At 48.0% G+C, this 14,032-nt stretch carries 14 protein-coding genes; 10 read left to right on the top strand and 4 right to left on the bottom strand.

The window, feature by feature from the left end; genetic code table 11:
- Nucleotides 1-136 precede the first annotated feature (136 nt).
- The 8 genes from QFZ51_RS24635 to QFZ51_RS24600 all read left to right on the top strand — a co-directional run bounded on the left by QFZ51_RS24635 (nt 137) and on the right by QFZ51_RS24600 (nt 6,637).
- The gene (locus QFZ51_RS24635) at nt 137-2,500 is read left to right on the top strand and encodes an ABC transporter permease (RefSeq protein WP_429049998.1); all 2,364 of its coding nucleotides are present in this window, start codon (nt 137-139) and stop codon (nt 2,498-2,500) included.
- 96 nt (nt 2,501-2,596) lie between these two features.
- Complete coding sequence (locus tag QFZ51_RS24630; RefSeq protein ID WP_370907647.1) at nt 2,597-2,809, top strand: hypothetical protein; 213 nt, start codon at nt 2,597-2,599, stop codon at nt 2,807-2,809.
- A 292-nt stretch (nt 2,810-3,101) separates the two neighbouring features.
- Nucleotides 3,102-3,626, top strand: coding sequence for a hypothetical protein (locus QFZ51_RS24625; RefSeq protein ID WP_429049997.1), 525 nt, complete (start codon nt 3,102-3,104; stop codon nt 3,624-3,626).
- Nucleotides 3,620-3,829: a hypothetical protein gene (locus QFZ51_RS24620; RefSeq protein ID WP_429049996.1), complete on the top strand. Its 210-nt coding sequence runs from the start codon at nt 3,620-3,622 to the stop codon at nt 3,827-3,829. The genes QFZ51_RS24625 and QFZ51_RS24620 overlap by 7 nt, the downstream gene beginning before the upstream one ends.
- A 77-nt stretch (nt 3,830-3,906) precedes the next feature.
- The gene (locus QFZ51_RS24615; RefSeq protein WP_429049994.1) at nt 3,907-4,284 is read left to right on the top strand and encodes a hypothetical protein; all 378 of its coding nucleotides are present in this window, start codon (nt 3,907-3,909) and stop codon (nt 4,282-4,284) included.
- 47 nt (nt 4,285-4,331) lie between these two features.
- On the top strand, nt 4,332-5,423 hold the full coding sequence (locus QFZ51_RS24610; protein WP_370907644.1) for an AI-2E family transporter: 1,092 nt from the start codon (nt 4,332-4,334) through the stop codon (nt 5,421-5,423).
- 33 nt (nt 5,424-5,456) lie between these two features.
- Complete coding sequence (locus QFZ51_RS24605) at nt 5,457-5,939, top strand: hypothetical protein (RefSeq protein WP_429049993.1); 483 nt, start codon at nt 5,457-5,459, stop codon at nt 5,937-5,939.
- A 179-nt stretch (nt 5,940-6,118) separates the two neighbouring features.
- Nucleotides 6,119-6,637, top strand: a complete 519-nt coding sequence (locus QFZ51_RS24600) for a GNAT family N-acetyltransferase (protein ID WP_429049991.1) — start codon at nt 6,119-6,121, stop codon at nt 6,635-6,637.
- On the opposite strand, the gene QFZ51_RS24595 is transcribed toward QFZ51_RS24600, so the two are convergent.
- Together QFZ51_RS24595 and QFZ51_RS24590 are read right to left on the bottom strand one after the other, a co-directional pair.
- Nucleotides 6,626-6,949 carry a hypothetical protein gene (locus QFZ51_RS24595; RefSeq protein WP_370907640.1) on the bottom strand — a complete coding sequence of 108 codons (324 nt, stop codon included), beginning with the start codon at nt 6,947-6,949 and terminating at the stop codon, nt 6,626-6,628. The two genes, QFZ51_RS24600 and QFZ51_RS24595, sit on opposite strands and share 12 nt — an antisense overlap.
- 5 nt (nt 6,950-6,954) lie before the next feature.
- On the bottom strand, nt 6,955-7,791 hold the full coding sequence (locus tag QFZ51_RS24590; protein WP_429049989.1) for a DUF899 domain-containing protein: 837 nt from the start codon (nt 7,789-7,791) through the stop codon (nt 6,955-6,957).
- Between the two features lie 133 nt (nt 7,792-7,924).
- Between QFZ51_RS24590 and QFZ51_RS24585 the strand changes: the two genes are divergently transcribed.
- On the top strand, nt 7,925-8,908 hold the full coding sequence (locus QFZ51_RS24585; protein ID WP_429049988.1) for a GlxA family transcriptional regulator: 984 nt from the start codon (nt 7,925-7,927) through the stop codon (nt 8,906-8,908).
- A 3-nt stretch (nt 8,909-8,911) separates the two neighbouring features.
- On the opposite strand, the gene QFZ51_RS24580 is transcribed toward QFZ51_RS24585, so the two are convergent.
- Nucleotides 8,912-11,281, bottom strand: coding sequence for an ABC transporter permease (locus tag QFZ51_RS24580; protein ID WP_429049986.1), 2,370 nt, complete (start codon nt 11,279-11,281; stop codon nt 8,912-8,914).
- 186 nt (nt 11,282-11,467) lie between these two features.
- Here QFZ51_RS24580 and QFZ51_RS24575 point away from each other — a divergent pair, with 186 nt between their 5' ends.
- Nucleotides 11,468-13,342 (top strand): M1 family metallopeptidase, encoded by a 1,875-nt coding sequence (locus QFZ51_RS24575; RefSeq protein ID WP_429049984.1) that lies wholly within the window; start codon nt 11,468-11,470, stop codon nt 13,340-13,342.
- 30 nt (nt 13,343-13,372) lie between these two features.
- Here the strand turns inward: QFZ51_RS24575 and QFZ51_RS24570 are convergent, their stop codons facing one another.
- Nucleotides 13,373-14,032, bottom strand: coding sequence for a response regulator (locus tag QFZ51_RS24570; protein ID WP_429049982.1), 660 nt, complete (start codon nt 14,030-14,032; stop codon nt 13,373-13,375).

The raw sequence follows: 14,032 nt of genomic DNA, 5'->3' as shown, positions 1-14,032 counted from the left end.
AAGTTTTACAAGCGGTCACCTGCTGTATCAAAAGCGGACATATTATTTAAAAAATAACTTTTTAAACTATTGGAACGTATGTAACTTTTGGTATGGCATGTTTTTTCAACAGGTGCTGTAACTGATACTGACTATCATGATAAGCAACTACTTCAGGATTGCATGGCGCAACCTTGTCCGCAATAAAGCATTTTCTTTTATCAATATCCTGGGACTGGCGCTCGGACTGGCCTGCAGCCTCCTCATGATCCTGTGGGTACAGGATGAAAAAAGTATGGATGGATTTCATGCCAACAGCGATAAACTATACCAGGTATATGTGCGCCAGTCATCCGGTGGTAAAGTGAACGCCGGCTATCTCACGCAGGGGCCGCTGGCGGCAGAACTGAAAAAGGAAGTGCCCGAAGTAGAATACTCCAGCGGCTTCGAGGTTTTTCTGCCGGTAACATTACGCGTAGATGATAAAGTAATGAAGATCACCGGCGCCTATGCAGGCGCTGATTTTTTGCAGATGTTCAGCTACCCGGTATTACAGGGCACAAAAGCATCTGCCATCGATAAACCAGGCACCATCGCTATCTCCAAACACCTCGCGGAATTATTTTTTGGCAGCCCGGAACAGGCGCTGGGGAAAACACTGCGTTATGAAGACACGGTAAGTCTTTCTGTTACTGCAGTGTACGAGGTGCCGGCCAATTCATCACAACAATTTGAGTACCTCCGCAACTGGGAAGATTTTACCAGGGACAATGCCTGGGCAAGAAATTGGGGCAGCTTTAACCCGCTGACGTATATCCGTCTCCGTGACAATGCCGATGCAGGTAAAGTAGCCGCCAAAATAAAAGACTTCGTTTATAATTATCAGCAACGCAACAACGATTCCTATACTGAACTGGGTTTACAGCCTTACAGCGAAAAATACCTGCACGGTGTATTCAGCAATGGCATACCTGATGGCGGGCGTATTGAATACGTGCACCTCTTTACCCTGCTGGCCATATTCATTATGCTCATTGCCTGCATCAATTTTATGAACCTCGCTACGGCGCGGTCGGTAAAAAGAGCAAAGGAAGTAGGCGTGAGAAAAGTAGTAGGCGCCCTGCGCTCTTCCCTTATCATCCAGTTTATCGGGGAAGCCATGCTGCTGGCATTTTTTTCACTGGTTATTGCCCTGTTGGTTGTGATATTACTGTTGCCCGCGTTTAACCAGCTCAGTGGAAAACAATTGGCATTACCCGTTTCACAACCGGTATTCTGGGGTACTTTACTGGGCCTTACGGTACTCACCGGCTTCGTGGCCGGTAGCTACCCGGCCTTGTTCCTGTCGTCCCTGAACCCGGTACGGGTGCTTAAAGGCAGCCTTAAATTTGGCTCCGGCGCTACCAATTTCCGGAAGGGCCTGGTGGTGTTTCAATTCACCCTGTCCATCCTGTTAATGATAGGCATGTTTGTGATTTACCGCCAAATGGATTATGTGCAAACAAAGAACCTGGGCTACAACCGGCAGAACCTTATCTATATTCCTATCGAAGGCGAATTGATTTCCAAGTACGATGTATTCAGGGAAGCGGCAACCAACCTGCCCGGCGTGGTGGCTGTTTCTAAAATGAAAGAGTCGCCAACGGTGATAGAACATCACAAAGGAGGTATCAGCTGGTCAGGGAAAGATCCCAATGATGACGCCTCTTTTGCGGATGCGGCAGTGGGATACGACTTTATAAAAACCATGGGTCTCACCTTACTGGAGGGCCGCGACTTTTCCCGTGCATTCGGGAATGACTCAGGGAGTTATATCCTGAATGAAAGCGCCGTGAAAAGGATTGGTTACCAGCATCCGGTAGGACAGTCATTCACGCTCGGAAATGTTCCCGGTACCATCGTGGGCGTGCTCAAGGATTTCCACTTCAACTCCATGCACGACGCCATAGAGCCGCTGGTAATCCGCCTGGATGAAAAACCTAAGTGGGGCAATATCCTGGTAAGGGTCGCCGGGGGTAAAACAACACCGGTGCTGGCCGGACTGGCAGGGATCTGCAAAAACTTAAATCCTAACTTCCCCTTTACTTACCAGTTCTCCGATGAAGAATATACCAAGCTTTATAAAAGTGAACAGATGGTAAGTCAGCTGTGCAACTATTTCGCCTGCCTCGCTGTATTCATTTCCTGTCTCGGCTTATTCGGACTGGCCATCTTCACCGCCGCGCAACGTACCAAAGAAATAGGCGTGAGAAAGGTGCTAGGCGCTTCCGAATCCAGTATTTTCCTGTTGCTGTCGGCCGGTTTTCTGAAGCCGGTATTTATAGGAATGCTCATTGCCTTCCCGCTGGCCTGGTATACCATGAACCAATGGCTGAATCACTTCGCGTATAAAATAAACCTCGATTGGTGGATCTTTGGCGGGGCTGGGCTCATCACTATCATAGTGGCTTTAGTCACGGTCAGCTTCCAAAGCATCCGGGCGGCGGCCATGAATCCCGTGAAAAGCCTGAAAATGGAATAATCCTACTTATTGGGGTGCTATTTCCCCATTATACCGCTAAAAATGCTGCCACAGCAATGGCATGTGGATTGCCGGTATATTCATAAACGCAACATTATGAAAGTACTTGGCATCATCCTCATTATTGCTGGTATTGCAATGATCGTTATCAGGGGCTTCTCTGTTCAAACAGAAAAGAAAGTGGTAGACATTGGTCCTGTTGAAATTAATAAGAAAGAAAACAGATGGATAGGCTGGCCCACTTATGCCGGCGGTATCGTAGCCATTGTAGGTGTGGTACTGGTGGTATCGGGTAAACGGAGAGACTGATCAATAACAATAACGACTATATGCAGAAATGAGCGCCTCCCCGGGCGCTCATTTCTGCATTTGGGGTACGCCTGCCAAAAAAGTGTGGTAATTCATCGTAATCAGATAAAAAAGTATGCTTTTATGCTAACTCCCTGCAATAATTTTATACTACCGCCGGAGAGATATCGAAGCCCTTTTTATTTAACATTTACAGCAACACAAAAACTCCTGTATGCGCTGCATCAACAGGTAAAGGAACCTTTATGTCTGCATAGCATTTCCCGTCTTTTCAACCATAAAAATTCCACTAATGAACAAACAAACAATCACCCGGAACTACATGATTACAGGAACATTAATGCTGCTGCTATTGGCAGCCTGCTCCTGCAAAGAAGCGGCAGTAACACCGGAAGCGGCTCCGCGCCCGGTAACCACCGAACTAACTAACGGTATTGGGAATGGCGTAAACCTGCAGCCTTCCTACTACAACGGCGGCAATGTAAACTTCGCATGGGCGCTGATGAAACAGCAAACAAAAATCAAAACCGTGCGCATTGAAATTGAACCAACCGTAAGTATTACGTTGGCGAAATCCTGGATTCAGCAGGCAAAGAACAACGGCTTTGCGGTGATCGCCACTTATCACAAAGCGAGTGTATTGGGAAGCGACAATGCCAGCGAACTTACTGCGGCCGCCAACTGGTGGAAGAATAACTACGCTGCATTATCCTGTCTACACACATTTATCCAGGCGCCTGGAACCAGGGCAGAAACCGTACCCTCATCAATGCTGATCTCGATGAAATGGCTACTTCCGGACGCCCTTGTATGGTAGGGGAGTTCGGCACCGGCTCCGGCAGCGCCAACTGGTCCGGCTTAACGAATTATGCCAAATCCAAAGGATGGACTGTATTGGGATGGGCATGGAATGGCGATGGTGGCAGTCTGAATATGGTTACACCCTCCTGGGCCACTAATCCCACCGCTACTTCTTTTAGTACCAATAGTTACTTCACTACTATTTACAGCCTGCTGTAAATAACAACAGGTTTTCAATATCTACAGCCGGCCCCGTGGCCGGCTTATTTGTTATATTGCAGGATAAAACCTGGAAGATGTCGACATCCCTGTTGGATCAAAGCAAGGATCCGCTGCTCAAAACTTTCATTGCTGGTAGATCAGATCAGGCATTGATGCTGTTGCAGCACTTTGTCTCACAATATGAAAAACTGGGAAAGATATACCTGTATCCCACCAAATCTATGATGGGTATCGGTTTTGGCGACAGACGTGTAGCCTGGGTTACCCAGCTGGGAAAGAATTTTGTGCACATTGTATTCCCTTTTGAAAAGGCGTATCCCGACAATTTATGCTTTCAGAAAATTGCGCAGGTACCGGGCGATAGCCGGCAGTTTAATCATCATTTCCGTATGTATCTCCCGGAAGATATTAATGAAGAAATACAACAGTTTATGCGCCTGTCGCTGTTATAACCTGTTTTAAGTATATTTAGGAAGAAACCTGTATAAAATACTGTCATATGAATCACCACCGCCCTGCCTCTAAAAATATGATTGAATCCATCCTGGTGCTGTTGCTGTTGCTGGCTTTGCTGCTGGCACTGTATGATGTGTTGCGGCTGTTTTTTGGTATTCTCACATTTGCACTGATCTTTTCCGTTTCTTTCCATCACCTGTTTGAGCGCATGGTTGTTTGGTTCAAAGGCCGCCGTAAACTGGCTGCCACCATATATGCGGTGGCGTTAGTTGCCATCATTGCCCTGCCGGTTACTTATTTCATTGCCGCGCTGAGTTCACATATCCGGGAAGCATTGCACTGGATTGGTAACGTGAAGGAAAACGGATTGCCGGCGCTGCCCGAATGGGTGGTTACCATGCCATATGTTGGCAGCGATATCGTGGACTTCTGGGAGCATTTACAGGAAAGTCCCCGCGAAACTTTGTCCACCAGCGTACATGAACAACAGGTAAGAGTGGTGCTGCATCATATTATCACCAGCGGCGCAGGTATTCTTGGTGCAGCCGGACAACTCATACTCGGCATCATTATATCTGCATTTTTCCTGGTAAGCGGTGAAAAAGCAGTACGCCCTATCAGGGCTACTGCACAGCACCTGCTGGGACGTAAAGATGGCGCCGATCTGTTGAACGCTACCACGATGGCCATCAAGGGCGTGTCTATCGGTGTAATGGGTACGGCTTTCATCACAGCGGTGGTGGCGTTTATTGGGCTTAAAATTGCAGGTATCCCCTTTGCGCTTGGCTTGTCCGCGTTTATCTTTTTCCTGGTGGTGATCCAGATAGGCCCGCTCGTGGTTTGGATCCCATTAACCATCTGGATGGCTACACAAGGTCATCCCGGTATGACGCTCTTCCTGGCTATTTACGGTACCGGCATCCTGATAGGGGAAGCCATCCTGAAACCCCTGCTCATCGCTAAAAGCGGCAAACTGCCTTTCCTGGTATTATTCCTCGGTGTAATTGGCGGTATGGCTGCATGGGGATTCACCGGCATGTTCAAGGGCGCTATCATTGTAGCCGTATTCTATACCGTATTTAATTCCTGGCTGTTGCGTAAAGACGCCGCCCACGCTTCACATGCTGCGGAATAGGTAGTATCTTCGCCCACAAGCACCAGATGAATTATGAAAGCGGCAAGTATCAGCGATATAAAAAAAGAATTAACTACCCTGCCTCCGGCAGAGCTGTCGGCCCTGTGTTTGCGGCTGGCCAAATTCAAGAACGATAACAAGGAACTGCTTACCTACCTGCTGTTTGAAGCCCACAACGAAGAAGGGTACATCGCCGCCGTGAAAGAAGAAATCGACAAAGGGTTTATTGAAATGGCCGGTGATAAATTATACCACGCTAAAAAAAGGCTGAGGAAAATCCTGCGGATAACGAACAAGCATATACGATATACTGGTTCCAAAACCGCCGAAGTAGAACTACTGATCTATTTCTGTACAAAAATGAAACTGTCCGGTTTATTATCTTCCTATAGTGTTCAGTTAAATAACCTCTACGAACAACAGGTGAAAAAGATCACCAAAATAGTGTCTGCACTGCATGAAGACCTGCAGTATGATTATCTCCGGCAGCTGAAACGGCTTACAGCCGAGGACTAAAATGCTTCAGCAAAATTAATATAAAAGCCCTGCCAGTTGCCCGGACCTGGCTGTATCATCCTGTAAACGTACCATTCATGCTTTTGTTCAATAAACCGGTTAAATCAGGTTTGTTGCCTTCACAGGAAAATTTTATTTTGGAGGGTGTTGATGAATTAAAGAGGCTTTAAAATGAAGGCATGAAAATTCTATTTGAAACGCTGCGGCTGCAGGTCCGCACTTTTGCCGCTACAGATGACGCATTCGTCCTGGAATTGCTGAACACGCCCTCCTGGCTGCAATACATCGGCGACCGGCAGATCCGGACCCTTGCAGATGCACAACGCTATATCATGAATAACCTGTTGAAGCTATACGCCGAACAAGGCTATGGCGCATGGGTAGTAGTGCTGAAAGAAACAGGGAATCCTATTGGTATCTGCGGGTTATTTAAGAGAAAGTACCTTGATCAGCCCGACCTGGGATTTGCTTTTTTACCGGCCTTTGAAGGCCTGGGGTATGCTTACGAAGCGGCTACCGGTACCATTACCTATTCCCGGCAGCAATTGCCGTTTCCAAGGCTGTTTGCCATTACCCAACCGGATAATCACCGGTCGGTTCGTTTATTGGAGCGGTCTGGATTTACCCGGCAGGGCACCATTCTTCCACCCGGAGAAGCGGAAGAACTGATGTTATTTGATCTTGAATTAGGAAGCTGACTGCCGCCGTTTCCGGTAGGCCATCATCCTGCTTCCCGCCAGGTAAAGCAACGACCCCACACACAATACCACCAGTCCTGATCTGAGCCATGTAGCAGCGGTTACAGACAACCCGATTCCTGTACCCAGGGCTACATAGGCAGCGAAACAAATGGGGCACTTTGGCAGCAGTACGAGGGTGATGCCCGGTATCAGCCATCGTACGCCTTTTACAAAGCGTTGCCTCAAAGTAAGCGGACCGGTGGTTTGCGCGGCGGTTGTTTTGCGGGCGCCGCTGCCCGTAGCGGCGCCGCAGGAACAATGTGTTTTCATAATACTTAGTCTTCTGAACAACAGGAACCCGGCGTTTTCTCTTTGTGATACCTGCCGGTATTATCTACATGTCCTTTCTCTTCGTATTTGTCGTGGTGCCGTACCCACGATGTTAAATCGCCACGTTCATTGATTTCATTACGTCCCAGCGGCGCTATATCCAGGTAGTTGTAAGTAGCGAGCTGTAATTCGCCACCACGGCCATACGTGGAATAGGTGTGATAAATATCGCCTGCTTCATCTTTATAAAAAACGCTGATGCCCTGGAGGTCTTCCAAATGATGCGGCAATCCTTCCACGATATCGTAGTTGTAATACACCTTACCACTTTCCAGGTCCTCTTTACGGAAAGACACGTGATAGTCGTAGTTGAAATCACTGCTTTCAGAAGATACCCATTTGAAGTGCCAGTCCATACGCTTACGGAAAGCCTCCAGCGCAGGCAACGGTGCGCGTGATATCACTACAACGGACACATCATGATGCTCCAGGTGAGGCAATACGCCGTTAATGGAATCTGCTGCAAATGAGCAACCAACACAACCTTCTTTTTCATGGGGACCAAACATAAAATGCTGGATGATCAGCTGGCTGCGGCCTTCAAAAAGGTCAGAAAGGGTGACCTTACCTTCCGGACCATCAAATACATAGTTCTTCTCTACCTTTTCCCATGGTAATGCCATGCGCTCACGGCTAAGCTCATCCCGCAAACGGGTATATTCCTTTTCTTTTTGCAAAAACTTCTTCCTGGCTTCCAGCCACTCTTCGGAGGATACAACTTTGTGCGGGGGACCGGGTTTAACAGCACTATCTTTAAAACCAGTCGTTACAGGAGTACTCATGATTTTGTGATTTTAATGTCTTACAAATCTCCGGAGTTAATATGTAAATGTAGATGGGTGAATGCGACTTATTTAGGGGGTGATTGTGCCACCGGAAAGTAGTAAATTCGTGTTGTAACAGACGCAAACTGCCATGAAGACTGTTTCTTTGCTTATTTATGAAGATGCCATTTTATCTTCCGTATCCAGCGTGATAGATATCCTGCTGGGCGCTAACCGCTTTCTGGTTGGAGCCGGAAAGGAACCTGCCTTTAAACTGGAGCTGGTCAGCGAAAAGATGAAGAATATCCAATTGCACAGCCCTGCGCAGTTTATCTGCTATAAAACCATCGATGAAGTACAACATACAGACCTTATCCTGGCGCCGGCCTTTGAAGGCCCGCCGGATACGGTGCTGGAGAAGAATAAGGCGCTGGTGAACTGGATCCGTAATATGCATGCCAGCGGCACTGAGGTAGCCAGCCTGTGCTTTGGAAGCTATTTCCTGGCCGAAGCAGGACTGCTCACCGGCAAATCCTGTACTTCCCACTGGGCGGCACTCGACGATATGCGCAGGCGCTATCCGGATATCCATATCCTGCCAGATAAAGTAATGACCGACGACGATGGCGTTTATACCAGCGGCGGCGCCTTTATTTCATTGAACCTGGTATTATACCTGATAGAAAAATTCAGTGGCCGCGACACAAGTATTTGGGTGAGTAAAATGTTTTCGATAGATATGGACCGCTTTAACCAGGCCCATTTCGCCGTGTTCCAGGGACAACGCCGTCATGAAGATGAAGACATCCTCAAAGCGCAGGCCTACATCGAACAAAACTACGATCAGCAGATCTCCGTGGAACAGATCGCCAGCCAGGCTAATATGAGTAAACGTAATTTTGTTCGACGCTTTAAACTCGCCACACACAATACGCCCATGGAATACCTGCAGCGCGTAAAAATAGAATCCGCCAAAAAAGAACTGGAGAAAAATGCCATCAATATCAGCACACTGATGTACAATGCCGGGTACAACGACCAGAAAGCATTCCGGCAGATATTTAAACGGTACACCGGTTTAACCCCGCAGGAATACCGTAGAAAGTACTCCCGCGGCGGCGTAGAGATGAATTAAGCATTATTCCGTCCGCAAACTTTTTACAGGATTCATCAGCGCTGCTTTAGCCGACTGGTAACTGACCGTTAGCAGCGTAATGACGATTGTACCGGCGCCAATGGCTATAAAAAGCCAGATCGATACGGGTGTATGATATGCATAGTGATTCAGCCACATCTGCATAAAATACCAGGTAAGGGGAGTAGCCACCAGTAAAGCAATGATCACCGGCTTCACAAAATCTTTCGACAACAGCAACAAAATACCAGACACCGTAGCGCCCATCACTTTGCGTATCCCGATTTCTTTGGTGCGTTGTTCCGCCATAAAAGCAGCCAGTCCAAGTATACCCAGGCAGGAAATAAAAATTGCAAGCACGGCAAATACAGTGGTCAGCCGCGCAATGCGCTCTTCATCAGAAAACTTCTTCGCATAAACCTCATCTGTAAAAGTAAAATCAAAGGGGCCCTCGGGGTTAAACTTTTTAAATACGCCGGCAATCCCGGTTAATGCCGCCCGCATAGGCATTGCAGGGTTCACGCGAACAGTTAACGTATTATATACGCCGTATTCCAGGCAAAAAACCACCGGCTGCACCGGTGCATATGGCGATTCCATTACCATGTCTTTCACCACGCCAATGATCATGTGCGGCTCACCACCCGCCTGTATAATTTGCCCGATAGGATGTTTAAACCCCGTTAGCTTCACCGCCGCTTCATTTAAGATCAGTGCGCCCGTATCCGTAGGGAAGCTCCTGGAAAAATCGCGGCCCTCTTTTATTTGCCAGCCAATAGTATGGCCGTAATCATGCGATACCGTTACAAAACCCAAAGGCGCTGCAATACCGGGTACTTTACCTTCCCAACTCAGGTCGTCACTATTGCCGGGATTCTCCGTGGTAGGATGCGACGCCTTCGCCATATCCGCCACCGCACCGCTTTCCAGTAAAGCAGCCCTCAATTCATTGTAAGGCGCACCAAACATTTCAGGGGTGTTCATGGTGAGGTTAATCAATCCCTCCCGGCTGTAGCCCACCGGACGGCTTTTGGCATATTGAATTTGCTGGTACACAATTACAGTACCTATGATCAGGGCAATGGATACGCTGAACTGTACTACCATCAGGGCGTTGCGGGGGAGCAATGAAAAACGGCCCGTAGTAAAACCTCCTTTTAATATTTTTACCGGCTGAAAAGAGGATAAATAAAAAGCAGGATAACTGCCGGCCAGCAGGCCGGTAAACACGGCAAACCCTGTTCCTGCCAACCATAGCACCGGCGCGTCAAATGGGATCGTGATCTGTTTTTCAGTGATCCGGTTAAACAGCGGCAATAAAAGCCACACCATGCCCACCGCCACTATAAAGGATAAAAAGGAGAGCAGCAGCGATTCGGCGAGGAACTGCCGGACAAGACGTCCCCGCGAAGCGCCGATGGCTTTGCGGATACCTGTTTCTTTGGCACGTTTGGCACTCCTGGCGGTAGACAGGTTCATGAAATTGATACAGGCCAGCAGCAACACCAATGCACCTATAACACCAAACAACCACACCAGGCGGATACGCCCGCCGCTTACCTGCCCGTTCTTAAACTCGTTATATAAATGCCATTTGTTCATCGGATGCAGCAACAGCGTTTCTTTGCCCGCCTTTACATGCTGCTGCACAACGCTGCTGATCTTTGCACTGGCCTTATCCATGTCAATGCCCTCATTCAGCTCCACGTATAATTTCCAGTAATGGGTATCCCAATTGGATACTTCGTCTTTCAGCCACGGAATGGTAGTCACGGCCCGGTCCCACGGAAGGAACAGCTGTGTGCCATAAAAAGCCGTGCCTTGCGGGAGATCTTCATACACACCCGCCACCTGCAGATCAGTGCGGTTATCCATGCGGATGGCCTTCCCCATAGGATCGGAACTGCCAAACAGGGAAGTGGCCAGCGACTGGTTAATCAACACTGCGGTGGGCGTTTTCAACGCATCCCTTTTGCCCTGAATCATTTTGAGCGTGAGCATCTCAGGCAAATCCGGGCCTGCCCACACCCCCGATTGCGATAACTTTTTATCACCCACGGCAATCGTATGGGTGAAGTTGGGATAAACAATAGCCACCCGTTTGAAATCGCCTGCATAATTATTCCGGAGTTCATCTGCGAGTGGAATGGCAATAGCTTCACCGGTAGTGGTTTCACCGTTGATGGTTTGTACATCCATTACCTGTGCCAGCCGGTTATGATGATCATGCCAGTGATTAAATGACACTTCATCCCATATCCATAACCCTATCAGCAGTGTAACTGCCATACCGGTAGCCAAACCAATAATATTGATGGCAGTGTAACTTTTATTTTTTATAAGATGACGGAAGGTAAATTTAAACAATTGCATGCAGCCGCTATTTTTAATGGGTGCCGGAAAAATAATGCCGGAACCGGATTCTTTTATAAATAACAAATTTATACTTTTGCAGATATTCTAATGTGTCCGTTTTCAATACAGGCGACGGCCGGTTTTGAAAACAACCTTTCTCGTTATCTTTCCCTAATTTTAGCGTTTTCAAATTGGCAGATGCGTATGAACAGAATTATCTATAGCCTGCTGTTGCTGATGGGAGTAAACATCATCGCATCAGCACAGGAATTGTATATGCCCCGCAATATTAAACAGGCATATGTGAATGGAACCCGGGACAAAAGCGGCGCCCCCGGCAAGTATTACTGGCAGAACAAAGGCGTGTACGATATCCGGCTGGCAGTAAACCCGCCCGACCGTAAAGTAACCGGCAGCGAAACAATCAGCTACGTGAACAACAGCCCCAATGCATTAAAACACATAGTACTTCGCCTCATCGTTAACCTGCATAAATACCAGGCGCCCCGCTCCGGGTATGTGAGCAAAAACTTTTTAACGGATGGCATCACCATCGATACATTGCTGGTGAATGGCGTGAAGCTAAAAGTTAATAATGATGTAGGCACGCTCTCGTATGTAGTATTGCCAACGCCATTGCAGCCGAAAGACAGCCTCCAGCTGCAAATCGCCTGGCACTACGACCTCTCCGTGCAAAGCGGCCGGGAAGGCATGCTGGACAGTACCTCGGTTTTCATGGCCTACGCATATCCCCGCGTATGTGTATACGATGATTACAACGGCTGGGACGGACTGGATCATACCGACCGGGTAGAGTTTTACAGCGACTTCAACGACTACAACGTATCGGTAACTGTACCAAAGAACTTCGTGGTGTGGGGTACCGGCGACCTGCAAAATGCTTCAGAAGTGCTGCAGCCCGGGTTTGCAAAGCGCCTTCAGCAATCTTATACCGCTGATAACGTAATGCACATTGCTACCCTCGATGAAATGCAGCGGAAAGTGGTTACCCGCCAGCACAACACGAACACCTGGAAGTTTAAAGCCAACCACATCGCAGACGTTACCTTTGCGGCAAGCAACCATTATGTGTGGGACGCTGCCAGCGTAATCGTGGACAGCAGCACCATGCGCCGCGCCAGCGTACAGGCAGCCTATAACGATACTGCCACAGACTTCCATCACTCGGTAGCGTTTTCGCAAAATGCACTGGGCTGGTTCTCGCACCAATGGCCGGGCGTACCGTATCCGTTTTCGGTAATGACAGCCGTACAAGGCTTTGCAGATATGGAATACCCCATGATGGTAAATGATGGTTCGGCCGGGCACGACCTCAGCTTTGCGCAATTAGTGCAGGACCATGAAATAGCGCATACTTATTTCCCTTTTTACATGGGCATCAACGAAAGCCGCTACGCCTTTATGGATGAAGGCTGGGCCACCACTTTTGAATACCTTATTGGCATTGCGGAAAAAGGGAAGGAGGTAGCCGATAACTTCTACAAAAAATTCAGGGTCACCAAGTATATCTTTGACCCGTCCACGGAAGAAGACCAGCCGATTATTTCCATGTCCAACCAGGTATGCGGAATGGGCTACAGCAACAACTCCTATGGCAAAGCATCCTTGTCCTACCTCGCGGTAAAAGACCTGCTGGGCGATGAGCGGTTTAAAAAATGCCTGCATGCTTATATGGACAACTGGCATGGCAAACATCCCATCCCCTGGGATTACTTTTATTCCTTCAATACGGCGGCCGGTGAAAACCTCGACTGGTTCTGGAATAACTGGTTCTTCAGTTATAACTACATCGATCTTACTCTATCAGATGTAAAACAAGAGAAGAAAAGTATAAAAGTGAAGATAGATAATACGGGTGGTTTCGCTATCCCGTTTGACGTGATAGCTACTTTTGCCGACGGCAGTACGGCTACCTGGCATCAAACACCCGCTGTGTGGAAAGCCAATACCAAAGCTACTGTGCTGGATCTGGCGGTGAAGAAAGAAGTAACTGCTGTGCGGCTGGAAGGCAACCTGTTCATGGATGCCAATGCAAAAGATAATAGCTGGAAAAAATAGTAACAGAAGGGATCGCATCCCGCGATTCCCTTATTCCTCTTTCAGTAAGCCGTTTATTTTACAATACTCCACGGCTTCTTCAATACTGTTTACTTGGAACTTGCGCAGGATGTTCATCCGGTGCGCTTCAATGGTGCGGATGCTGATGTTCAGCGATTCAGCAATGTCTTTATTATTGAGTCCCTGGCTGATCATCCGCATGATCTGTTCCTCGCGGCGGGAAAGGGAGATCTCCTGCGTGCCGCTGTTGCCGGGCGTTTGCCTGGCATCAAGATATTTTTTTACGAGAACATCACTGACTTCCCCGATAAAATAATATTTCCCCCGGTGGATGGTGCGGATCGCGCTGAGGAATATCTTATTGCTCGTATCTTTCAAAATATAACCGCTGGCGCCCATTTCCAGGGCTGCTGCTACGTAGTCGGGTTCATCAAAAAGGCTAAAAAAAAGGATCCTGCCACGGGGATTTTTTTCCAGCAGGCGGGTACTGGTTTCCAGTCCGTTCATACCCGGCATGCGGATATCCATGATAATAACATCCGGTTGGATAACGGCTAACCGTTGCAGTGCATCTTCGCCGCTGCTGGCTTCTCCCGTCACTTCCATGTCGGCTTCACTGTTGATGAGCTGTTTAAGACCGTTCCGGAATATTTCATGATCATCTACTAAAAAAACGCCTATTTTTTTCAT

The organism is Chitinophaga sp. W3I9, from assembly GCF_050434025.1.
Classification (GTDB): Bacteria; Bacteroidota; Bacteroidia; order Chitinophagales; family Chitinophagaceae; genus Chitinophaga.
The sequence above is the reverse complement of the archived record's forward strand: the minus strand, read 5'-3'. Positions and strand labels throughout refer to the sequence as shown.